Genomic DNA, 24524 nt, shown 5'->3' with positions numbered 1-24524 from the left:
CCTGGATTCAACACCAGTCCAGAATCACTTTCCCAGATTGTCCGGACCCCATGATTTCAAAACCTTTGTCAAAATCATCAACCGGGAAGCGGTGCGTAATGATTGGAGAAATATCCAAACCAGACTGCAACATGCTGGTCATCTTGTACCAGGTCTCAAACATCTCGCGACCATAAATACCTTTGATCACCAGACCTTTGAAGATCACCTGGTTCCAGTCAATCACCGTGTCACTGGCTGGAATGCCCAGCAGTGCAATCTTGCCACCGTAGTTCATATTTTCCAGCATCTGCTTAAATGCACGACCATTGCCGGACATTTCAAGGCCCACATCAAAGCCTTCAACCATGCCCAGCTCAGCCATCACGTCCGGCAGACCGGTATTGGCAACATTCACGGCGCGGGTCGCACCCATTTTACGGGCCAGGTCCAGACGGTATTCGTTGACATCGGTAATCACCACATTGCGGGCACCGACATGCCGACAGATGGCTGCCGCCATAATGCCGATGGGGCCGGCACCGGTGATCAGTACATCTTCTCCCACCAGGTCAAAAGAGAGTGCGGTGTGCACCGCATTACCAAACGGGTCAAAAATTGCGGCCAGGTCATCACTGATATCATCAGGAATCGGGAAGGCATTAACCGCCGGAATCACCAGGTATTCGGCAAACGCACCATCACGATTGACGCCAACACCCACAGTAAAGTTGCAGAGATGACGGCGGCCAGCACGGCAGTTACGACAGTGGCCACAGGTAATATGGCCTTCACCGGAAACCCGCTGACCGACCTCAAAGCCACGCACACCGTCACCCATGTCAACGATTTCGCCGACAAATTCATGGCCAACGTGCATACCCACCGGAATGGTGTTCTGCGACCACTCATCCCAGTGATAGATATGCATGTCAGTACCACAAATGGCGGTTTTGCGGATTTTGATCAGTACATCGTTGTAACCCACTTCTGGCATGGGGCGGTCTTCCATCCAGATTCCGGGTTCTGCTTTGCTTTTTGCTAATGTCTTCACAGTGTCAGTTTTCTCAATGGGCTTGCTATTCAATAGCAAGCCTTGTGTGTGAATCAGTGGATAACGCCCAACTCTCGACCAACCCTGGCGAAAGCGGCAATGGCTTTGTCCAGGTGCTCTCTGCTGTGGGCAGCGGACATCTGGGTACGAATTCTCGCCTGCCCTTTTGGCACTACCGGGAAGGAGAAACCAACCACGTAAATCCCTTCTTCCAGCATACGGTCGGCAAACTGGCCAGCCAGTGACGCATCACCCAGCATCACCGGTACAATCGGATGATCGGCTCCGGCCAGGGTAAAGCCCAGCCTGGTCATTTCAGCGCGGAAATAGTCGGCATTATCACGTACCTTCCGGCGCAGCTCTGCGCCTTCAGCCAGCATCTCAAACACTTTGATCGAAGCGGCAGCAATGCTCGGTGACAGCGTGTTGGAGAAGAGGTATGGACGGGAACGATTACGCAACCAGTCAATCACTTCCTTTTTACCGGAGGTGTAACCGCCGGAAGCACCACCCAGTGCTTTACCCAGGGTACCGGTGAGAATATCCACACGTCCCATAACATCACAGAACTCAGGAGTACCAACCCCTTTCTCACCAATAAAACCGGTGGCATGACAGTCATCCACCATCACCAGCGCACCGTATTTATCGGCCAGATCGCAGATGCCTTTCAGGTTGGCGATAACCCCATCCATGGAGAATACGCCATCGGTAGCAATCAGTCTGGTTTTGGCACCGGCAGCCTCGGCCGCCTGCAGTTGCGCTTCCAGATCGGCCATATCGTTATTGGCATAGCGGAAACGTTTGGCTTTGGACAGGCGCACACCATCAATAATACTGGCATGGTTGAGCGCATCACTGATAATGGCGTCATCCGGCCCCAGGATGGTTTCAAACAGGCCACCATTGGCATCAAAACAGGAAGGATAGAGAATGGTATCTTCCATGCCCAGGAACCGGGAGATATGAGCTTCCAGATCTTTATGAACGGTTTGGGTACCGCAGATAAAGCGCACGGAAGCCATGCCAAAGCCATATTGATCAAGCCCCTGTTTACCCGCTTCAATCAGCTCCGGTGCATTGGCCAGGCCCAGGTAGTTATTGGCACAGAAGTTAAGCACTTCATCACCGCTCTCACCATTGGAGAGTACTTTGATTTCAGCCTGTTGCTGGGAGCTGATCACCCGTTCACTTTTATAAAGCCCTTCCTGTTTGAGCTCATCCAGCTGCCGGCGCAGCCCTTGATAAAAATCGGCCTTCATTTCGACTCCTGTTCTCGGTAATTTCCAGCATCCCGCCTTTGAGCATCTGCCAGGGGCACAGTTTTCCTGGGAGGCTGTCAGGCCAATGGGGATGTCTTTCTGTCATCAATCAGATCATTGTAGATGATTGGCCTAATAGTGGATCAGCGAGGATTCCCATTGAACCGGCATTTGTACCTATTATCAGGGCTTTTGCCCATTCACCTGATGAATCCGGTGGGTCACTGCTGACCTCTGGTTAAGTGGTTGAAGCAGCGCAGAATTCCAGGGAGAAATCAAAGGCTGCCTGAGAACACCGTACGCAATCAAGGCCGCCATGGCGGCAGTCAATGGTTGGCTGACCGGTCAAAAAAGGCATCCTTCAACAGCATTTCATTGAACCTTTTGGGAAAACAAGGGGTCTAATAAAAATTCAAAAACAAATGGTAACTGATGAACTTCATCACACGGAGTTTCTTGCCACATGGATAATGTACATTCGGCCAGCAGTTGTTTTCTGTGCCGTGGCGCTCGGGCTCCTGATCGCAACGCTGATATGGTCAAATGCGCCCGGGGGCACGCATTCCACCGTAGCTGCCTGATTCAGCGGGATTGCTTCCGGCGTTGCCCCCAGACTGACTGCAACGCCCACATTCCCTGCTTTGTCAAACCACTGGCTGACCGCCTGGCTCGATCATTACTGCCTTATTTGGGCCTGGACGAGCTACTTGATAGAGTGGTCAGGACCGACACCGAGCATACTGGCGTTTCCCCGGAATTTGCCCGGCAATTCGTTTCAGAGTCGGAGATTTTATCGGAGTACCTCCGGCAAATGCTGCCCGAATCGATGAGCTCTGTAACCTTTAGACTGGTGGCTATAATCGCGACCTCCTTAATTACCAATTACCTGTTGCCACCGCTACCAGACTTTTTCGGTTCCCGGGATAATTCTGCCAGTCCTCCCATGGAGGAGGTGTTAGTGCCGAGGGATTAGCGCAGAAAAGCTTTAATACCCGTACACCCCGTTCATCCTGAGCGGAGTCGAAGGGTGCTTGGCACAATCTATCAGAGTTCGGAGTTTCCGCCTTTAGGCCCTTTGGGTCCTTCGACAGGCTCAGGACGAACGGAGTACGGAGGCACGACAATCCGTCAAACTCATTGAAACTATGTACTAATGCATGGTTTCAATGGGTTTGTTGCCGTTCTAACACAGTAGATTTTGATAGGCCTCTCTGTCAGGTGAAGAGAGGCCTGAGGAAAGGTTTATGGAAGAGTCAGAGAGGCCACAATGGTATCCACCACCGAGTCTACAGAAGCATTATCCGCCACCTCATCTTCCGAGGTAATCAAGACGGCCACTTCAGCCTTGAGTAACGCATCTGCCTTGGCAGCCCACTGTTCATCATCACTGCCAATCACCAATGGATAAAACCCACGATCAAACAGCTGTCGTTCAATAATTTTGGCGTGCTGTCCGGCAACTTTGAATACACCGCCTTTCTGACCCAGGCGCTGTTGCCGATGGACTCTGGAGAGTGAATCCTGCCGAGTACGCTCACTGACTCCCCGTACCATACCGGCAGCAACCGTGGCGTTACTGAGCCGGTCAATAACAATAAAGGCACCGGTCTGGCGGTTACGCTGGTAGCTGTCCACAGGTACCGCCCTGGTCAGCCTGAGCTGGCACAGGCCAATTTCATTCAGTGCCAGCTGCTCTGCCGGGTGATGGGCCAGGGAGTTCACATCAACCCGGTGATCAACCCCGGCAAAACTGCCCGGAACCTTGTCGGCAGAAAACTTGATCTGATACTGCCTGCCGGGGCTCATGGGCTGTTCCGCCATCCACACCAGATCCACATCCAGATCAGCAGCCACCTGAACACTGCTGTCCCGGCGCACCAGCATATCACCACGGCTGATATCAATTTCATCGGTCAGGGTCAGGGTAACCGCCTGACCCGCATGGGCTTCTGGCAGATCACCATCCCAGGTCACAATGCGGGCAATGGTGCTCACCTGACCCGAGGGTAGTACCTTGATCTGATCGCCGGGCTTAATCTTGCCTGAAGCCAGCGTTCCTGAAAAACCACGAAAATCCAGGTTAGGGCGATTCACATATTGAATCGGGAAGCGGAAGTCATTCAGGTTACGGTCCCGGGCGATCTCGACATTTTCCAACACGTCCATCAGCGTACTGTCACGATACCAGGACATCCGTTCGCTGCGGTGTACCACATTGTCGCCCTCCAGCGCCGACATGGGCACAAACTGGATATCACCCAATTGCAACGGTTCTGCAAAATCAAGGTATTGGTTACGAATCTCTTCAAACCGAGCCTTGCTGAAATCCACCAGATCCATCTTATTGATGGCCACGACAATATGCTTTATGCCCAGCAAGCTGGCTATGTAGGTATGCCGCCGGGTCTGGGTCAGCACACCCTGACGGGCATCAATCAAAATAATCGCCAGATCACAGGTGGAAGCACCGGTGGCCATATTTCGGGTGTACTGCTCATGCCCGGGCGTATCGGCAATGATGTACTTACGTTTTTCGGTGGAAAAATAGCGGTAGGCCACATCAATGGTAATGCCCTGCTCACGTTCTGCCTGCAGACCATCCACCAGCAGCGCCAGATCCAGTTTTTCCCCCTGGGTACCTACTCGTTTACTGTCGTTTTCTACGGCAGCCAGCTGATCTTCATAAATCATGCTGGTGTCGTGTAAAAGACGGCCAATCAGGGTGCTTTTACCATCATCAACACTGCCACAGGTGAGAAAACGCAGCATCTCTTTCTGTTCATGACGGTTCAGGTACTCTTCGATATCGGTGGCAATAAGTTCAGATTGGTGTGACATCAGAAATACCCTTCCTGCTTTTTCTTTTCCATGGAGCCGGCACTGTCATGGTCGATCACCCGGCCCTGTCGCTCAGAGGTTCTGGTCAGGAGCATCTCCTGAATCACGTCGGTCAGTGTATCGGCTTCAGATTCTACGGCACCGGTCAGCGGGTAGCATCCCAGGGTTCTGAAGCGTACTTTTCGCAACTGGGGTTGTTCACCGGGTTGCAACGGCATCCGCTCATCGTCCACCATAATCAGGTTGCCATCACGCTCCACCACCGGGCGTTCTTTGGCAAGATACAGTGGCACAATAGGGATCTTTTCCAGGTGGATATACTGCCAGATATCGAGCTCCGTCCAGTTTGACAGCGGGAACACGCGAATACTCTCGCCCTTCTCAACCTGGCTATTGTAGATGTTCCAAAGTTCCGGTCTCTGGTTTTTCGGATCCCAGCGATGATTTTTGTCGCGAAAAGAGTAAACCCGCTCTTTCGCCCTGGATTTTTCTTCATCCCGACGGGCACCACCAAACGCAGCATCAAAGCCGTATTTATCCAATGCCTGCTTGAGTGCCTGGGTTTTCATCACATCGGTATGTTTTGCGCTGCCATGGGTAAATGGCCCGACGCCCTGCGCCAGACCTTCCGGATTGGTATGCACCAGCAGCTCAAGACCCAGTCTTTGTGCCAGCTGATCCCGGAACTCAATCATTTCCCGGAATTTCCAGGTGGTATCTACGTGTAATAAAGGAAAGGGCGGTTTACCCGGGTAAAAAGCTTTCATGGCCAGATGCAGCATCACGGCAGAATCTTTGCCAATAGAGTAAAGCATGACAGGGTTTTCAAACTCAGCAGCCACTTCCCGGATGATATGGATGCTTTCCGCTTCCAGCTGTTTTAGATGATTGAAGTCTTGATCCGACATGCATTTCGACCTAAAGCGAAGTTATTGTTGTGCTCTAAGTAAAATACTATCAGTGAAAATAGAATAATAAATTCAAAATCTATATTGTTTTTATATATAAATATATCGCTTGCTGATTCTCCCTGAATTCAGTGGCGAACCCGTCAGCTAAACGCTTAACCCACAGTCGATACTCAAAGATGGTTCGGCGTATCAGGGCATCCGGATACGCCGGGCCTGCAACAAAACGTCAGCAGGCCCTTAAACTCCGCTCTATCAATGCGCCATTATCTTTACAGCACAATACTGCTGAACACAAAACCGGCAATCACAGAGAACACAATCGCCATCAGTCCTGGCAGCATAAAACTGTGGTTGAACACATACTTGCCAATGCGGGTCGTGCCAGTGCTGTCAAAGTCGATAGAGGCAATGATCGGACCGTAGTTAGGTACAAAGAAGTAACCGTTAACCGCCGGGAACATAGCGACCAGAGAGGCTACTGGCAAACCAAGAGCCACACCCAGAGGCATCAGTGTCGACGTAGTCGCGCCCTGGCTGTTAACCATCACAGAGAGAATAAACAGTGCGATGGCAAATGCCCATGGAGCACTGTGAACCAGATCAGAGATACCGCCTTTGAGCAGCACATCGTGGGCAGCGAAAAAGCTGTCCCCCAGCCAGGCAATACCGAAGATAGCAATAATTGCACGCATACCGGAGAGGAATACATCACCACGGCTTGCTTCACCAACATCAGCTTTACCCAGCCATACAATCAGTGCGGATACCACCAGCATGATGATTTCAATGGTGTGCGCCATGGACATGGCAGAGCCATTGAACTGAGGACGTATAGCAGGAATAGCCCCCATCACCACCACCATAACGGCACCTGACAGGAACAGCAGAACGGAGGTCTTCGCACCTGGCTTCAGTTCAGCAACAGAAACCGTGGTGGTTTCTTCCATCTTGCGTCGAAACTCCGGGTCTTGCATACGGCGCTGAAATTCAGGGTCATCCTTCAGCTCTTTACCCAGCTTATTGGTCACCAGAGCAGCGAGGAACAGGCCAACCATCGTTGCTGGAATCGTGGTGCCCAGAATCTGTCCCAGGGTAATGTCATACTTTGTCGACATAATAGTCAGCATGGCAACGGTGGCAGCCGCAATCGGGCTGGCCACAATACCCACCTGAGAAGCGATTACCGCGATGGACATAGGACGCTCCGGGCGAACACCCGTACGGCGGGCAACTTCGGCAATAACCGGCAGCACAGAGTAAGCGACGTGACCGGTACCGGCAAACATGGTGAAAAAGTAAGTCACCGCCGGTGCAATAAAGGTAATACGCTTTGGATTTCTTCTGAGAATACGTTCAGCCACCTGTACCAGGTAGTCCATACCACCGGCCGCCTGCATACAGGCGGCAGAAGAAATCACAGCCAGAATCATCAGCATTACATCAATCGGAGGGGAGGTCGGCTGAATACCGAACACAAAAGAGAGAATGGCAAGACCCACCCCCCCCATTAAACCAAGACCAATCCCCCCGATACGTGCACCCACCAGGATGCACAGAATCACAATGGCCAACTGTAGCCAGATCATAATTACCCCCCAACAACACGACGGTGCTGTCCAAAACGACAAGACAAAACTGCCTCGTGCTGTGGCCACTCAGGCTTAACAGCGAGGCAGAAGAAAAAGCGAGGACAAGTGTACGAGAGTTATTTTTTATACAGATTGACTTACAGCAACAATTTCAACGGCGTTTAAATAATTAATGAATGTGCTATTTCAACTGTAATCAAAGAAGAACAAGCCACCTGTTTTTTCTAACAACACGGCACAAAATTAATAAAAGAAAATTTATACCGGAGAATCGATATCAACAAACTCATGCTCAATGCCTGTTTCCTCATGCAGCCAGCGAGCCAGTGCCTGAACCCCATAACGTTCGGTAGCATGATGACCGGCGCTGATATAGTGAATGCCATTTTCCCTGGCAAAATGCACCGTTGACTCCGAAATCTCACCGCTGACAAAAGCATCCACCCCCAGGTTCAGGGCCTTATCAATCATGCTTTGAGCGGCCCCGGTACACCAGGCGATGGTATTTACGGGGTGGTTTCCTCCGGCAATCACCAGTGGATCACGTCCCAGCTTGCCGGAAATTTCCTGGCTCAACTCATCCAGCGACAGTTTTCGCCCTGTTGTGCCCCAGTTACCCACCGGCAATTTGGCTCCCGGCTCCATGCCACCCACGACATCCCACCCCATCAAGCGGGCAAGCTCTGCGTTATTGCCAAACACCGGATGGGCATCCAATGGCAAATGATAGGCCACCAGGCTGATATGGTTGGCCAGCAGCGTTTCGATGCGCCGACGTTTGCTGCCGGTAATCACTGCGTCTTCACCACGCCAGAAATAGCCATGATGAACCAGAATGGCATCGGCCTTCCGTTCAATGGCCTGGTCAATCAGCGCCTGACAGGCCGTGACCCCCGTGACTATTTTCTTTATTGGCGACTCCGCTGCCGGGCTGGCATCGACCTGAATACCATTTGGGCAGTAATCTTTAAACAGACCAGGCTGTAACTCCTGATCCAGTAATGCCACCATTTCTTTTAAGGTCATATCTTGTGATGTCGGCACCATTGGTTCTCTCCATCCTTACATCGCTGTATATTAAGAATCGTATTTTGTTGGTCTCATTATAATCACATAACGGCAATTCCCATGGGCTGCGAATGAAAAAACTGCTTAAGTCGGTGGGCTTACCCATCCTGATCGGGCTATTCACCGCGATCACAGTACTGCTGATCAAGCCTGAGTTCGGTGGTATTTCAGAAAAATCCCGCAACCGCTTTATTGAACAATCCTCCAGAGTGTTCAATGTCACCGGGCAGGTTTCCTACAGTGATGCCGTGAAAAAGGCTGCACCGGCTGTGGTCAGTATCTCTACCAACAGCCTGTCACAGCGTGGTGACAGCAACCTGCCCCTGCCCCAGAGAACCCATGCCCGCAGCACCCCGGAAGGTTCCGGCGTTATTGTTGATCCTGAAGGTTATATCCTGACCAACCACCATGTGATTCAAAATGCGGCCAGGCTGATGATTACCCTGCGCGATGGCCGGGAAGTCAAAGCCCGCATTATTGGCACCGACCCGGAAAGTGATCTTGCCGTGTTGAAAGTCAACCTGAAGGATTTGCCCTATCTGGACCTGGTAGACTCTGGCAGCGCAGAAATTGGTGATGTAGTGCTGGCCATTGGCAACCCATTCGGACTGGGACAGACGGTGACCATGGGCATTATCAGCGCCACCGGCCGGAATGACCTGCAACTGAATACCTATGAAGACTTTATCCAGACCGATGCCGCCATCAATATCGGCAACTCCGGTGGTGCCCTGGTCAATGCCTATGGTGATCTGATTGGCATCAGTACACTATTGTTTTCCCGTGGTGGGGGCAGTGAAGGGGTTGGCTTTGTGATTCCCTCCAATATGGCCCGCTTTGTTATGGATTCCATCATTAAATATGGCCGGGTGATTCGGGGCTGGCTGGGTATTGAATCACAGCCACTGAGCTCGGCACTGGCAGAAGCCTATGGCGTCAGCACAAAAGTTGGCATTTTAATTACCGGGGTTTATGAAGGCGGCCCTGCCGACCAGGCAGGCTTGCGACGTGGCGATATTCTTACCGGCATCAATGGCCAGAGCACCCGGGATGGCCGCAAGGTAATGAATATGGTGGCCCGTATTCCACCGGGCCAACAGATGACCATGCAGGTGTTGAGGGATGGCGAAGCAATTGAGTTAACCGCACAGGCAACGACAAGGCCAACTATTGTTAACTGAATGCAATGCACTCGTGCATGGTTTCAATGAGTTTGACGTGTACAATCTCCGTTCACCCTGAGCGGAGTCGAAGGGTGCTTGGCACGATCTATCAGAGTCCGGAGTTTCCGCCCTTCGATGCTTCGACAAGCTCAGCACTCAGGACGAACGGAGTGCGGAGGCATGACAACCCGTCAAACTCATTGAAACCATGTACCAGGAGCCTAATTATTATGAAAATTCGAGCCACCCATGAAATTAGCCATATTGCCAGAGGGGCGAACATCCTGACCATTGGGGCCATCGTTTGAAAAAGGGTCAACGTTTTGCATTCGACAGCATCCCTGAGCCCCGGATTGTGGCTTGGTCTGGTCTTTTTTGGAATAGATAGCCTTATAATACGATGTCAGGTTAATCCCATGGGCGTACACAGGTTTCTTACTATCCAGTGTTCTGTACTTCACCTCACTCGAACCCAATCTTCTGGTACGGATCTCAAGCGTTGAATTGCTAATCACTTCAAGGGGGTGATTCTGGTGTTCGGAGCAAAAAACATATTCCAGGCGTTGCTGCTTAAAACCCGGTTTTAATGGCACATAAGGGTCTTTTGGTTTACATCCCTCGCCTGGAGTGACTGGGTAAAAGGTTGTGATAACGGCATAATGACCTTCTGATACTTTGGATGCATCTGCTTTAAATGCTGCTCCTGCTTTTGAGCCAAGCTTACTTGCTACTAATTCCGCTTCCTTGCTGGGATTATGAACAGAAAAGAGGCGGACGTAGCAGTCACAATCTGTAATCTTGACCAATTTTCCATCACGCGAAAAACTTTCAATCTGGGATACGTTTGGGGTTTTATCTGCGTGTGTTAAATAGAGGTCATTTTGCGTGAAGACAGTCAGGGTGCGAGTTTTACCGACGCCTGTCAAAACAAATGACCTGGTATCTTTTGGATTTAATGGAGAATTACGGATGAGCTTGAGAAATTCATTATGTGTTGTACCAATGGAAATGGTTGGCATGCTGCCACTGCTTGCGTTCATAATAATATCTCCCTGATTGGGAACCGTTAAAAGAATTCGTTCTACGCCAACAATCCAGTTAGCTGTTTAAATATAAGACTTCCAATTCAGGCAAAAGTTCAAACATCATCCTTGAAAAACACCGGTTAAATTTTCAGCGGGTGGTAGACAAAAGCTTTTAAGGAATCCTTCAGTGGCAGACAGTCAGAGTCTGTTGACAGCACTTCTGCCAATAATATCCGATTTTGCACCAGGCGTTGACGAATACAGGTTCGGGCACAGGCTTGCAGCGATCCGGGTTGATAAACGGGTATATGATTACGCAGGGAATCGATGATTTCGGGGTCAGCTCTTCCAGCTTCAGCACTCTTCAGAGCTGTCCAGCCCAGCTGGTTACGCACACCGGGATCGGCACCATTATCCACCAGAATCCTGACCAATTCCGGGCTTTGATTTGCTATCCCCAGATGCAGCGGGGTATCGCCATCTTCACCACGGGCATTGGGGTCAGCGCCGTTAGCCAGTAAGAGCTTGAGCAGCTGGACAGCGCAGCCATCATCTCTGTTTACCACAAAATTCAGCGTGGTCTGGCCAGAATTGCTGCAAGTATTGGGGTCAGCACCGTTAGCCAGCATCAGCCTGACTTCAGCAACAGGACGCAGTTTTTCTACCAGACAGTTCAACGTGGTTCGGCCAGAGCTGTTGCACAGGTCGGGATCGGGGTTGGCACCGTGATTCAACAGGGTATGGACAATATCGATGTGTTGTTTGGATACTGCCTTGTAAAGTGGGTTCAAGGTCCAGACGCCAAACGTGTCGGGGTTGGCACTGTGAGCCAGCAACTGGTCAACTATTTTGCTCGCCCCTTGTTCCGCCGCTTTATTAAGTGGGGTAAAACCGAACTGGTCTGGAATATCGGGGTCAGCACCGTGCTCCAACAGAGTACTTACGGCCGAAAGATTGCCACAGATAACGGCACATTGCAGCGGGGTACGGTTCAGTGCAGTCACGGCATTAAGGTCGGCACCGTGATTCAGCAGGCAATTCAGGAGCAGCGCAGTCTGATCGTTGCTGTTCCTTGTAGCAAAATGCAACGCAGTAAAGTGGCCGCTGTCACAGGTTTTCGGGTCTGCTCCCCGGTCCAGCAAGGCTTTGACCCTATCATAATTGCCATGCCAGGCAGCATCCAGCAGCTGGTCGTTAAGGGCTGGCGGGTCATTATATTTGACGACTGATGTCGTTTTGTCGTCCATCGATAACGGTACTCTTCGGGTACTTGCCGAAGCGGCGGCAAATCCCGAATTGTGGTCTGCTGAGGTGCCCGGCTGCTGCAGAGACAGCAAAGGCGTTGCAGGTAAACTGCCGGTCGGTTCCTCTGGCTGGTCGCTGCCAATCCAGGGATACAGACATTGTCTGATACTTGCGAACATTTCGTTAAAACGTCAGTGGGTTGGACACAAATTTTTTCAACGGATTTGGCAACGGCAAACGTTGAGTTACCAGTGACAGCGGTTTTGCCCGGTTTTTTTTCAGAGTCATTTGTGGCTGCACCCGGGTTGCACGCATACAGTTTCGGGCACAAACTTTCGTCACCCCGGGTTTAAAGGGCTCACGCAGGGCATCAATGATGTGCACAGGTGCCCCTGTAGCGAGGGCAGCCTCCAGGCCGGTCTGGCCTGACGGGTTGCGAATATCAGGATTGGCACCATGGGCCAGCAGCATGTCAACACAGGTTGAGTTGCTTTTCTTTATCGCCAGATGCAGAGGGGTTTCGCCCTTTTGGCTCGCCTTGTCGGGATTGGCACCATGAGCCAGCAAATCATCAACCATGTTGGTGCGCCCGTTAAAGATTGCATGATCCAGCGCGGTACTACCGTCATTATCAGGAATATTGGGATCGGCACCTTCGCCCAGTAGGATGTTAACGGTCAAAAGTGAAAATACGCCACCAATGACAGCATTGCACAGCGGGGTGTGTCCCATACTATTACGGGCATTAATATCGGCACCGTGATCCAGCAGGCACTTCAGGAGCATGACGATCTGATTGTCTGGTTTCGATCCGGCCCAGTGCAGCGCCGTCCAGTGAGCGAGGTCATGGACTTGCGGATCAGCCTCGTGATCCAGCAAGGCCTTGCAGACATCATAACTGCCTTTTTTGGCAGCCATAAGCAGAGGTATGAACTCTTCATTCGTCAACGGATCGATAGTGGCGACATTGGGGTCAATCCCTCTGTCCAGCAGTGTCTTGAGACATTCGTGCACTCTGTAGGAGTCCCTGAACCAGAAAAGCGGGTAGCGGCCTTGCTGGTCACAGAGGTTGGGATTGATTCCCTGCTCCTCCAGCAGGTTCAGCAGATCGTAGAGGGCTGACAGATCACCTTTCTTTCCTTTCCTGATTGCTACTGCCAGTTGATCACCCAAATCACCCAAATCGAGGTCAGACGTCGATGGATGTATGTTCCCGTTACCCGGGGAAGCCAGCGTACGTGCTGAAATATTTCCTTCGCTGGCAACGGGTTGCAAAAGAGAAGGTACTGGCTGTGCGTGCCAACCCTCGGCCGTTGCCGCCGAATTGGCCGTGTCATCCGGGGATAAACAGGGTCTGATGTTTGCGTACGTTTCGTTAAGAGCCAGCGGTTTGGACACAAATTTTGTCAAAGGATCTGACAACGACAGGCGTTGAGATTTTATCGACAGCGGTTTTGTCCGAGTTTTTTTCAGGATCATCCGGGGCCGCAGCAGGGTTGCACGAATACAGTTTCGAGTACAAATCTGCAGCGACAAGGGTCTAAAGGGCTCACGCAGGGTATCAATGATGCCAGGAGGTGAACCTTTAACCAAGGCAAACTCCAGGGCGGTCTGGCCAGACGAATTGCGAATATTGGGATTGGCACCATGGGCCAGCAGCATATCAACACAGGTTGAGTTGCTTTTCTTTATCGCCAGATGCAGCGGGGTATAGCCCTTTTTGCTCGCCTTGTCAGGGTTGGCGCCGTATTCAAGGAGCATATCCACAATGTCGTCTGTGTATTGCCTGCGTAATGCCACGCAAAGTGAGTTGCTCACCCCGTAGCTGTGAATACTGCCTGGCGTATCAGGATTGGCACCATGAGCCAGCAAGTCGTCGACAATGTTATCGCACCTGTTAAAGACTGCATGGTCCAGCGCGGTTTTACCATCTATATCAGGAATATTGGGATCGGCACCTTCGCCCAGCAGGATGTTAACAGTCAGAAGTTCCCTGTGAAGGACGGCAATGCACAGCGGGGTGTCCCCAACATCATTACGGGCATTAATATCGATACCGTGATCCAGCAGACACTTCACGAGCATGACGCTCTGTTCGCTTACATGCCGTGCGGCAAAGTGCAGCGCCGTCCAATTAGCGCCGTCACGGGCTTGCGGATCCGCTCCGTGGTCCAGCAAGGCCTTGCTGATCTCATAACTGCCCTGTTCGGCAGCCAGAAGCAGAGGTATGCAATTTTTATTAGACAACCGGTCGATAGTGGCGAAATTGGGGTCAATCCCCCTGGTCAGCAGGGTCTTGAGGACATTTGACACTCCGCTGTATTGGTAACTGATCCAATAGAGCGGGTGGCGGCCTTGCTGGTCGCAGAGATTAGGGTCAATCCCCCGTTCCTCCAGCAGATTCAGCAGGTTGTCTACGGCTTTGTGGTCACCCTCCCTGGTGGCTGCTACCAGTTGATTGCCCAAATCAACCAAATTGAGACCAGACGTCGATGGATGCATGCTCCCATTGCCCGGGGAAACACCCCCACGTGCTGAACTATTCTCTGCACTGGCAACGGGTTGCTGGAGAGAAGGTACTGGCTGTGCGTGGGAACCCTCGGCCGTTTCCTCCGGATTGCCAGTGTCATCCCGGGAAGATGAACATTGTCTGATGCTTGAGAACATTTCGTTAAAACGTCAGTGGGTTAGAAACAAATTTTTTCAACGTATTTGGCAACGGTAAACGTTGAGTTACCAGTGACAGCGGTTTTGCCCGAGTTTTTTTCAGAGTCATCTGCGGCTGCACCCGGGTTGCAAGAATACAGTTTCGGGCACAAACTTTCGTCGCCCCGGGTTTAAAGGGCTCACGCAGGGCATCAATGATGCGAGGAGGTGAACCTTTAACTAAGGCAGCCTGCAGAGCGGTCTGGCCTGACTGGTTGCAAATATTGGGATTGGCACCATGGGCCAGCAGCATGTCAACACAGATTGAGTTGCTTTTCTCTATCGCCAGATGCAGCGGGGTATCGCCCTTTTTGCTCGCCTTGTTGGGATTGGTACCGTAAGCAAGGAGCATATCCACAATGTCGTCTGTGTATTGCTTACTTAATGCCATGCAAAGTGAGTTACTCCACCCGCAGCTGGAGGTGTCGCCGGGCGTATCAGGATTGGCACCGTGAGCCAGCAAATCGTCAACCATGTTGGTGCGCTCGTTAAAAACGGCATGGTCCAGCGCGGTACTACCCTCATTATCAGGAATATTGGGATCGGCACCTTCGCCCAGCAGAGTGTTAACGGCCAAAAGTGAAAGTGAAAATACGTCACCAATGACGGCATTGCACAGCGGGGTGCGTCCCATACTATTACGGGCATTAATATCAACACCGTGATCCAGCAGGCACTTCAGGAGCATGACGGTCTGATAGCCTGGTTCCGATGTGGCCCAGTGCAGCGCCGTCCAATTAGCGAGGTCATGGACTTGCGGGTCAGCCCCGTGATCCAGCAAGGCCTTGCAGACCTCATAACTGCCTTTTTTGGCAGCCAGAAGCAGAGGTATGTTCGCTTCATCAGTCAACGGATCGATAGTGGCGATATTGGGGTCAATCCCTCTGTCCAGCAGTGTCTTGAGACATTTGTGCACTCTGTATGAGTCCCTGAACCAAAAAAGCGGGTAGCGGCCTTGCTGGTCGCAGAGATTGGGATTGATTCCCTGCTCCTCCAGCAGGTTCAGCAGGTCGTTGAGGGCTGACAGATCACCTTTCCTACCTTCCCTGATTGCTGCAGCCAGTCGATCGCCCAAATCAACCAAATCGAGATCAGACGTCGATGGATGTATGCTCCCGTTACCCGGGGAAGCCACCGCATGTGCTGAAATATTTTCTGCGCTGACAACAGGTTGCTGGAGAGCAGGTACTGGCTGTGCGTGGGCCCCCCTGGCCGTTTCCTCCGGATTAGCACTGTCATCCCGGGGAGATAAACATTGTCTGATGCTGGAGTGCATTTCGTTAAAAGTCAGTGGGTTGGACACAAATTTTGTCAAAGGATCGGCCAACGGCAGGTGTTGATATTCTATTGACAGCGGTTTTGCCCGAGTTTTTTTCAGGGTCATCCGGGGCCGCATCAGGGTTGCACGAATACAGTTTCGGGTACAAATCTGCAGCGACAAGGGTTTAATGGGCTCACGCAGGGCATCAATGATGCGAGGAGGTGAACCTTTAACTAAGGCAGCCTGCAGAGCGGTCTGGCCTGACTGGTTGCAAATATTGGGATTGGCACCATGGGCCAGCAGCATGTCAACACAGATTGAGTTGCTTTTCTCTATCGCCAGATGCAGCGGGGTATCGCCCTTTTTGCTCGCCTTGTTGGGATTGGCACCGTAAGCAAGGAGCATATCCACAATGTCGTCTGTGTATTGCTTACTTAATGCTATGCACAGTGCGCTGCTCCACCCGTAGCTGTGGATGTCGCCGGGCGTATCAGGATTGGCACCGTGAGCCAGCAAGTCGTCGACCATGTTGGTGTACCCTTTAGAGACTGCATAGTCTAGCGCGGTACTACCGTCATTATCAGGAATATTGGGATCGGCACCTTCGCTCAGCAGGGTGTTAACGACCGGAAGTTCGCCGCGAAGGATGGCAGTGCACAGCGGGGTGTGTCCCCGATTATTACGGGCATTAATATCGACACCGTGATCCAGCAGGCACTTCAGGAGCATGACGCTTTGTATCTTGTATTCCCATGTGGCCCAGTGCAGCGCCGTCCAATTTGCGCCATCACGGGCTTGCGGATCAGCTCCGTATTCCAGCAAGACCTTGCTGACCTCATAACTGCCTCTTTGGGCGGCACAAAGTAGAGGTATGTTCTCTTTTCTATTCCACCGATCAATGTTGCAGAGATTGGGGTTCGCCCCCCTGTCCAGCAGGGTCTTGAGTATTCTGTCAGCTTTGCCCACGCCACTGGCCCAATAGAGTGGGTAGAGGCCTTGCCGGTCGCAGAGATCGGGGTCAATCCCCAGATCCTGCACCAGATTCAGCAGGTTATTGACGGCTGGCAGGTCTTGTTCCAGGATTGCCAGTGCCAGTTGATTGCCCAAGCCACGCAAATCGACATCAGACGTCAGTGGATGTAAGCTCCCGTTGCCGGGGGATGCCACCGCTCGTGCTGAAATATTTTCTGCACTGGCAACCGGTTGCTGGAGAGAAGGTACTGGCTGTGCGTGGGAACCCTCGGCTGTTTCCTCCGAATTGGCATTGTCATCCCGGGAAGATGAACATTGTCTGATGCTTGAGAACATTTCGTTAAAACGTCAGTGGGTTAGAAACAAATTTTTTCAACGTATTTGGCAACGGCAAACGTTGAGTTACCAGTGACAGCGGTTTTGCCCGAGTTTTTTTCAGAGTCATCTGCGGCTGCACCCGGGTTGCAAGAATACAGTTTCGGGCACAAACTTTCGTCGCCCCGGGTTTAAAGGGCTCACGCAGGGCATCAGTGATGTGTACAGATGCCCCTGTAGCGAGGGCAGCCTCCAGGGCGGTCTGGCCTGACTGGTTGCGAATATCAGGATTGGCACCATGAGCCAGCAAGTCGTCGACCATGTTGGCGCACCTGTTAAAGACCGCATAGTCCAGTGCGGTTTTACCATCTTTATCAGGAATATTGGGATCGGCACCTTCGCCCAGCAGGATGTTAACGTTCATAAGCTCCTTACGAAGGACCGCAATGCACAGCGGGGTCTGCCCATCATGATTACGGGCATTAATATCGGCACCATGATCCAGCAGGCACTTCACGAGCATGACTTTCTGTTCGCTAAATCGCCGTGCGGCAAAGTGCAGCACCGTCCACCCACAGTCATGGGCTTGCAGATCAGCTCCGTGATCCAGCAAGGCCTTGCTGATCACATAACTGCCATTTTCAGCGGCCAGAAGCAGAGGTATGTACGCTCTATTAGTCAATGGGTCGAAAGTGGCGAAATTGGGGTCAACCCCCCTGGCCAGCAGGGTCTTGATGACATTTGCCACTCTGTTGAATCGGTCACTGATACCATAGAGCGGGTGGTGGCCTTGCCGGTCACAGAGATTGGGGTCAATCCCCCGCTCCTCCAGCAGGTCCAGCAGGTTGTCCACGATTTCCCGGTCACCATCACTGGTTGCTGCTACCAGTTGATCAACCAAATCAAGATCAGACGTCGATGGATGCATGCTCCCGTTGCCTGGGGAAGCAACCCCATGTGCTGAAATATTTTCTGCGCTGGCAAAAGGTTGCTGGAGAGAAGTTACTGGCTGTGTGTGGGGATCCCCGGCCGTTTCCTCCGGATTGGCGGCGTCAGGTGAACATTGTCTGATGCTTGAGTCCATTTCTGTCAAAGGATCTGCTGACGGCAGGTGTTGAGATTCTTTTGACAGCGGTTTTATCCGGTTTTTTTTCTGGGTCATCCGGGGCCGCATCAGGGTTGCACGAATACAGCGTCGGGCACAAAACTGCAGCGACCCCGGTTTAAAGGGCTCACGCAGGGCATCAATGATGCGCGGAGGTGACCCTGTAACGAGGGCAGCCTCTAGGGCGGTCTGGCCTGACTGGTTGCGAATATTGGGATTGGCACCATGGGCCAGCAGCTTGTCAACACCGGTTGCGTTGCTTTTCTCTATCGCCAGATGCAGCGGGGTATCGCCCTCTTTGCTCGCCCTGTTGGGGTTGGCACCGTAAGCAAGGAGCATATCCACAATGTCGTCTCTGTATTGCTTACTTAATGCCATGCACAGTGCGTTGCTTCTCCCATCGCTGTCGATGCCGCCGGGCGTATCAGGATTGGCACCATGAGCCAGCAAGTCGTCAACCATATTGGTGCTCATGCCCAAGACTGCACTGTCTAGCGCGGTACGACCGTAATTATCAGGAATATTGGGATCGGCACCTTCGCTCAGCAGGATGTTAACGGCCAGAAGAGTGTCACGAATGACGGCATTGAGCAGCGGGGTGCGTCCCATACTATTACGGGCATTAATATCAGCACCGTGATCCAGCAGGCACTTCATGAGCATGATGCTCTGTTTGCCGAAGTTCCGTGTGGCCCAGTGCAGTGCCGTCCAATCAGAGCCGTCACGGGCTTGCGGATCAGCTCCGTATTCCAGCAAGACCTTGCTGACCTCATAACTGCCGCTTTCGGCGGCACAAAGCAGAGGTATGTTCTTTCTTCCATTCCACGGGTCAATGTTGCAGAGATTGGGGTTCGTTCCCCTGTCCAGCAGGGTCTTGAGAATTCTGTCAGCGCTGCCCCAGCGACTGGCCCAATAAAGCGGATAGTAGCCTTGCCGGTCGCAGAGATTGGGGTCAATCCCCAGATCCTGCACCAGGTTCAGCAGGTCGTTGACGGCTGCCAGATCTCGCTTCCTGATTGCCGCTGCCAGTTGATCGCCCAGGCCCCGCAAATCGAAATCAGACGTCAGTGGACGTAAGATCCCGTTATCTGGGGAAGCCACCCCACGTGCTGAACTATTTTCTGCGCTGGCAACAGGTTGCTGGATAGCAGGCGATGGCTGTGCATTGGAACTCCCGGTCCCTTCCTCCGGATTATCAGTATCATCCCAGGGTAATAAACACTGTCTGATATCTGGGCTCATGTCTGTCCGTCGCTGGAAAGTCCCAAAGGGGGAGGTTGATACCTGCCTTTTCGTTACTGAATCCAGGAGCCTGTCCGAGAATAGACTGCCCTACTGCGGTGGCAGCAAATTGGTCTAAAAAGTCGGAAATTTTTAGCAAATAGAACCACTATTCACTAAAAATTTCCGACTTTTTATCCTCAATTTTCTGCCATCCTCGCTACGGGCGCTATTCTCGGACAGGCTCCTAGCGTTTCATCATTTTAAGAGACAAATGACGAATAGAGGCTAGTTCAAAAGGCCCGTTGTGCAAGCCTGTTGCCTGTGTTTTGTTCTGGTGACAATACCGGGCAAGCGTTCATGCTTAACTCGGCAAGTACTCTTTCCCCCAGCCAGTACCGATAACTTTGTCGTTTAGCATGGTGGCAATTTGTTCATCGGTATAGCCAAGACCCGCAACAATCTCAGTAGTCGAACGGCCTAATCGCTCGGTTGGTGTTTGCGCAATAATCTGTGCCCGTGAAGGCCTGATTGAGTAGTGATCAATAATAGTCACTGCGTGTCCACTGGGGTGATCGCGGTAGCTGGAAAACGCATAACTGCCAAGGTCAATTCCCACTTTGCCATCGGCAGGGCGAGTGTAACGCTCCCGAAGCTCGGCGATCCCCACTGAGCGCACCGCTGCAATATCCTGTTCCCGCAGCGCCTGCGCCCAATGATCGGCACTTTCCCGGGAGAGAACCTCGGTCAAAAAGGCCTTCTTATTTTTTGCTTCACTAATGCCAGCAAGGCCCGGAACGCGTTCCAGCTTGATCAACTCCTGCTCGCTGGCATCAATAAATAAATTGCCGTCTTTCGTTGTGTAAAAATGCGATAAATCGTGATTACCCAGGGCTTCTCGCCCGGATGCTTCATCAAACGGAGCACGCCCCTGATAATCATAGGCAAATTTAATTTGTGCCAGATTGGTTGCCGCAGATAACGAAGTACACGCCCGGCTATGCCGCCCGGTGTGCATTTTGTGATAAAGACTTAAGGCCATCCCCAAACCGCCCACAAAACCACAATTAACATCCAAAGTGCCCAGGTGTGCGTGCTCTTCTGGCGTTTGTGGTCCACCAAAACGACTCATAATGCCGCTATTTGCCTGAATAATGTCGTCGTAGCCTATGTAGTCTGTTTTGGGTCCACGGGTTGGTCCTCCCAGGCAGTCTAAACGACAGAATAACACGCCCGGATTAACGGCCTGTAAGCTGGCTTCGTCAAGCCCCAGAGGCGCTATCTGGCGCTCGGGGGCATTAATTAACACCAGGTCAACGGATCGAATTAGCTGGTGAAAAATATCCCGTCCCTGTTCAGTATTGATATCAACCAACGCACTCTTTTTGCCAATATTGGCTTGAAAACTGTACACGGTGCCAATCAGTGGATCATACAATGGTGTCACCGGATCCAATTTGATCACCTCGGCACCAAAGCGACTTAAAAAGGCAGCAGAATGGGGGCCGGCAATGACATTGGTTAAGTCGAGTATTTTCACCCCTGCCAACCAGGCCTGGCGGTTGTCCGGTGCCGCAACCGCGCCAGTGGGCCGGGGCGTTGCTTTAACCTCTGAAAGCTCAGCCAGTGCTGCCTCAAAATCAACCGTGACTCTGGCCCTTGGCTGTAACATTTGTTCGGCCGATTCTTCCAGCCAGACCATAGGCCCCGGTTGTTTCATCATTCCGTATTCAGGATCATCCACTTCAACGATCAATCCCGCCTGCGCACAGTGGTCACTGTTCACCCATTCCTGAGTGGTGCGATGCGGTGCCCCCGGAATTTGCCCTTCACCAAAGATAACCCCCCACTCTTCTGAGGTTTTGGTTAAAAACACCCGCTTCATTTTGGCCGAGATAATATCAGCCCACTTCTTCGGCAGTGGATAAACGCCAATGGAGGTTTCGTCATCCCACTCATCAACCGGTAAATGCAGATTGTGCACCTCAGGTAAGCCTTCGGCCAACAACTCATCATATAAGCCCGTCACCTGTAAACAGCGTTTGGCATGATTGCGATGGGATGGACAAACGACGTAGAAAAAGCGACCGTCTTTGCATTGGTAAGTGCGATAAAAGGGATCCAGATACTCTTGTAAATCGTCGTAGCTAACATCCATCGGCAGATTGTTTTCCTTGCGATGGCTGATTTCATGCTCGCGCATGGTCAGGTAGCGTTTGGGCAAATCTTCAATAACGATGGAGTTGTACGACAACCCTTCCATTAAGGCAGCGACAATCGGCACTTCAATATGATCACCAACACCGAGTTTTTCCCGGGCGAACAGTGCCATCACCACCGAGCTGGCCGCCAGCGTTGTCGCATAGGCTGAGCACAATGACAAAGGAGAAAAACTGGGATCCACGCCCATCAACACCCGGTTAAAGCCCATATCGGTGAAAGCACCAGAGTTAGCGGCAACAATAGCCTCTGTTGCTTTCCACTGACTGCGCAATTGATCATTACTGGCGTAGCCCGGCATGGAAATTGTGATCAGCTCAGGACGTGCTTGCCGCAACTGCGCAAAATCAATTCCCAGGCGCTTTAAGACTCCGGGACGAAAACTTTCCAAAACAATATCGGCGTGATCAATTAAGGTTAACGCCTGTACCAGACCCTGATCGGATTTCAGATCAATAGTTACCGTGGTTTTGTTCCGATTCAAAACAGCATTGGCAGGGCTCTGCCATTGTGGCCCGGTTGGTGGATCAATATGAATCACCGTTGCCCCCAGGTCAGCCAGAATCATGGCGACTGCAGGCCCGGCTATTTGCTGGCCAAAATCAATAACCCGAATACCGATTAATGGTAGATTTGCTTTCATACTCAATGTGTTTTCTCACTCTATTTAATTAGTAGTTCTGACTTTCAATCTCCAGCGTAAAAACGTGAAAAGTAATAATTTTGTTTATCATAAAAGTCGTTATTAATTAATTAGCCCATTTGAAAACTGAGTAGTTACCTTTCAAATTTATTAAACACTGACATAGTAAACGCTTGACAAAAAGTGACCAGCAATAAAAACATTACCTTTGATCTTAATTTTTTTATAGCAGCCAGACATCATGTTTTGACCGGTTGAGCCTCACTGAGTAACCAGGTACGAAATGCCTCGATATCCTGATGTTTAACATTAGAGCTGGGGTAAACGAGATAAAAAGCTTCATCGGTTGGAATTTTAGTTTTAAACGGGGTAACCAACTTACCCGAATCAATAAGATCCTTTACCAGGCTGGTGCGACCAAGCGCAATACCCTCCCCCAATACCGCCAACTCCAATGCCGATACCAACGTGTCCATATAAAAGCCCTGGCAGGTCTTCATATCCTTATAATTGGCCTGGCAGAGCCAGTGCCCCCAACCTTCTTCATAGCCCATCACGTGCAGCAACAAATGCTCAGAGAGATCAAAGGTGTCTTCATCAATCGGGTATTTTGCCAGGTAGTCGGGACTGCACACAGGAAAGAGCTCATCCCAGGTTAACCGGTCGCTGGTCATCCCCTGCCAATGACCCTTGCCGTAACGAATTTCCAGATCGCTGTCCTGGCTGCTTTCCCGCTCAACTTCATTCACCCAGATATTGCTGGTCAAACGCAGGTTAGTATCCGGGTATTGCCTTCTAAAATTTTTCAGCCTCGGCGCTAACCACTTAATAAAAAACACCATATTCACTTTAATGGTCAGCAGGCTCGTTCGACCATGGCCAAAGATCTCTTCCGTAGCAACGGTCAGGCGTTCAACAGAATCGTGGACAGCGGGTAGATAGGCAGCCCCGGCATCGGTCAGCTCCAGTCCCCTTGGCAACCGGCGAAACAATAAACAACCCAACTGGCTCTCCAGCCCCTTGACCTGCTGGCTCACGGCAGCCTGAGTCAGGTTTAACTCGTTAGCCGCATGAGTAAAACTCAGGTGCCGGGCGGAGGCCTCAAACGCCCTGATCCAGTTTAAGGGCGGCAGTCGTTTTTTCATAAGAACACCGTATAAGTGCCTGAGCATTTGAAATCATATTGCAAACTGACCAGATCAAAGGGAAGTTAACGACTTAAACAAATGTTTAATTATTATTTCAAGATTTTTAGCTTTGTTTTTAAGTAGCTGGCCATATGGAATCACATATTTCTGGCTACTTGGGCAGGTGCTATGCGAGGCACAACGGAGGGAGCATAGCCGTAGCTATGTGACCGGAGTTGTAACGAAGCAGAGTGCCTGAACAAGGAGTCAGAAATATATGATTTCATATGGTTAGCTACTTAATATTACATAACTTAATAAACAGCACTTACAAATTATTTTATACCTTTGCCATAAGTTTTATTGATTGTCTTCAAACCGAAAGCTGCTCAAAATCATGCCATGTCGTAAAAGTCGCTAGTACGCAAAAACAGGTACATGAGGAAATATTACTTCCTGTCGTCTAACCTGATCTCTATGTTTATATCACTTCCCGAAGACTTACCATCCAGCCTGCCTGAGTATATTGCTCAACGGCAGGACCAGAATGTTCAGCTGCATGAGCGGTTGCCCGGCAACAGGCCCGGATTGAACAACTCGATAACGCTCCCAACCACCATGCCCTCCTGTTTGTGCAGAAGAGGTGATTGCGCATGAAGACATTCCCGAGGGATCCACCCGTTACGGTCGGGAGCCCAGCTCCGATCAGGCGATGGAAATTAAGGTTAAGACCATTCAAAAGCAGTCAGGAAAGAACGGTTCAGTGTTCCGGATGACCCGACCTTACCCCTGCACAATAACCCTTGCGCCAGTCAGTGCA

Annotated in this window: 15 protein-coding genes; 2 read left to right on the top strand and 13 right to left on the bottom strand. The window is 51.3% G+C overall.

The genetic code is table 11. From position 1 onward, the window contains the following. Window positions 1–7: 7 nt before the first annotated feature. Together tdh and ACO6UY_RS15320 are read right to left on the bottom strand one after the other, a co-directional pair. Window positions 8–1033, bottom strand: a complete 1026-nt coding sequence (tdh, locus tag ACO6UY_RS15325) for an L-threonine 3-dehydrogenase (protein ID WP_422450550.1) — start codon at window positions 1031–1033, stop codon at window positions 8–10. A gap of 53 nt (window positions 1034–1086) precedes the next feature. Further along, window positions 1087–2295 carry a glycine C-acetyltransferase gene (locus tag ACO6UY_RS15320; RefSeq protein ID WP_422450011.1) on the bottom strand — a complete coding sequence of 403 codons (1209 nt, stop codon included), beginning with the start codon at window positions 2293–2295 and terminating at the stop codon, window positions 1087–1089. Between the two features lie 463 nt (window positions 2296–2758). Between ACO6UY_RS15320 and ACO6UY_RS15315 the strand changes: the two genes are divergently transcribed. Beyond that, window positions 2759–3268 (top strand): hypothetical protein, encoded by a 510-nt coding sequence (locus ACO6UY_RS15315; protein ID WP_422450010.1) that lies wholly within the window; start codon window positions 2759–2761, stop codon window positions 3266–3268. Window positions 3269–3537: 269 nt separating this feature from the next. On the opposite strand, the gene cysN is transcribed toward ACO6UY_RS15315, so the two are convergent. The 4 genes from cysN to ACO6UY_RS15295 all read right to left on the bottom strand — a co-directional run bounded on the left by cysN (window position 3538) and on the right by ACO6UY_RS15295 (window position 8680). Continuing rightward, entirely contained in the window at window positions 3538–5133 is a 1596-nt protein-coding gene (gene cysN, locus ACO6UY_RS15310) for a sulfate adenylyltransferase subunit CysN (protein ID WP_422450009.1), read from the bottom strand. Further along, a complete protein-coding gene (gene cysD, locus ACO6UY_RS15305; protein ID WP_422466652.1) occupies window positions 5133–6041 on the bottom strand; it encodes a sulfate adenylyltransferase subunit CysD in 909 nt (302 codons plus the stop codon). Before cysD ends, cysN begins: the two co-directional genes overlap by 1 nt. Window positions 6042–6313: 272 nt before the next feature. Continuing rightward, window positions 6314–7630, bottom strand: a complete 1317-nt coding sequence (locus ACO6UY_RS15300; RefSeq protein WP_422460399.1) for an anaerobic C4-dicarboxylate transporter family protein — start codon at window positions 7628–7630, stop codon at window positions 6314–6316. A 261-nt stretch (window positions 7631–7891) separates the two neighbouring features. Next, window positions 7892–8680, bottom strand: coding sequence for a Nif3-like dinuclear metal center hexameric protein (locus ACO6UY_RS15295; protein WP_422460400.1), 789 nt, complete (start codon window positions 8678–8680; stop codon window positions 7892–7894). Window positions 8681–8772: 92 nt separating this feature from the next. Here ACO6UY_RS15295 and ACO6UY_RS15290 point away from each other — a divergent pair, with 92 nt between their 5' ends. After that, the gene (locus ACO6UY_RS15290; protein ID WP_422490513.1) at window positions 8773–9882 is read left to right on the top strand and encodes a S1C family serine protease; all 1110 of its coding nucleotides are present in this window, start codon (window positions 8773–8775) and stop codon (window positions 9880–9882) included. Window positions 9883–10085: 203 nt separating this feature from the next. Here the strand turns inward: ACO6UY_RS15290 and ACO6UY_RS15285 are convergent, their stop codons facing one another. From ACO6UY_RS15285 to gcvA, 7 genes are all read right to left on the bottom strand, one after another. After that, entirely contained in the window at window positions 10086–10904 is an 819-nt protein-coding gene (locus ACO6UY_RS15285) for a hypothetical protein (protein WP_422490511.1), read from the bottom strand. 125 nt (window positions 10905–11029) lie between these two features. Beyond that, window positions 11030–12313: an ankyrin repeat domain-containing protein gene (locus ACO6UY_RS15280; protein WP_422490509.1), complete on the bottom strand. Its 1284-nt coding sequence runs from the start codon at window positions 12311–12313 to the stop codon at window positions 11030–11032. 4 nt (window positions 12314–12317) lie between these two features. Further along, window positions 12318–14801 carry an ankyrin repeat domain-containing protein gene (locus ACO6UY_RS15275; protein ID WP_422490507.1) on the bottom strand — a complete coding sequence of 828 codons (2484 nt, stop codon included), beginning with the start codon at window positions 14799–14801 and terminating at the stop codon, window positions 12318–12320. A 4-nt stretch (window positions 14802–14805) separates the two neighbouring features. Then, window positions 14806–17409, bottom strand: a complete 2604-nt coding sequence (locus ACO6UY_RS15270) for an ankyrin repeat domain-containing protein (protein ID WP_422490505.1) — start codon at window positions 17407–17409, stop codon at window positions 14806–14808. 4 nt (window positions 17410–17413) lie between these two features. Beyond that, entirely contained in the window at window positions 17414–19735 is a 2322-nt protein-coding gene (locus ACO6UY_RS15265; RefSeq protein ID WP_422490504.1) for an ankyrin repeat domain-containing protein, read from the bottom strand. Window positions 19736–20078: 343 nt separating this feature from the next. Continuing rightward, a complete protein-coding gene (locus tag ACO6UY_RS15260; RefSeq protein WP_422449999.1) occupies window positions 20079–22577 on the bottom strand; it encodes a CoA transferase in 2499 nt (832 codons plus the stop codon). 239 nt (window positions 22578–22816) lie between these two features. Then, entirely contained in the window at window positions 22817–23722 is a 906-nt protein-coding gene (gcvA, locus tag ACO6UY_RS15255; RefSeq protein ID WP_422460415.1) for a transcriptional regulator GcvA, read from the bottom strand. Between the last annotated feature and the right edge of the window lie 802 nt (window positions 23723–24524).

The organism is Endozoicomonas sp. ALE010 (genome assembly GCF_049310165.1).
Taxonomy (GTDB): Bacteria; Pseudomonadota; Gammaproteobacteria; order Pseudomonadales; family Endozoicomonadaceae; genus Endozoicomonas.
Note: the sequence above shows the minus strand (reverse complement) of the source record. Positions and strands in the feature narration are given on the sequence as shown.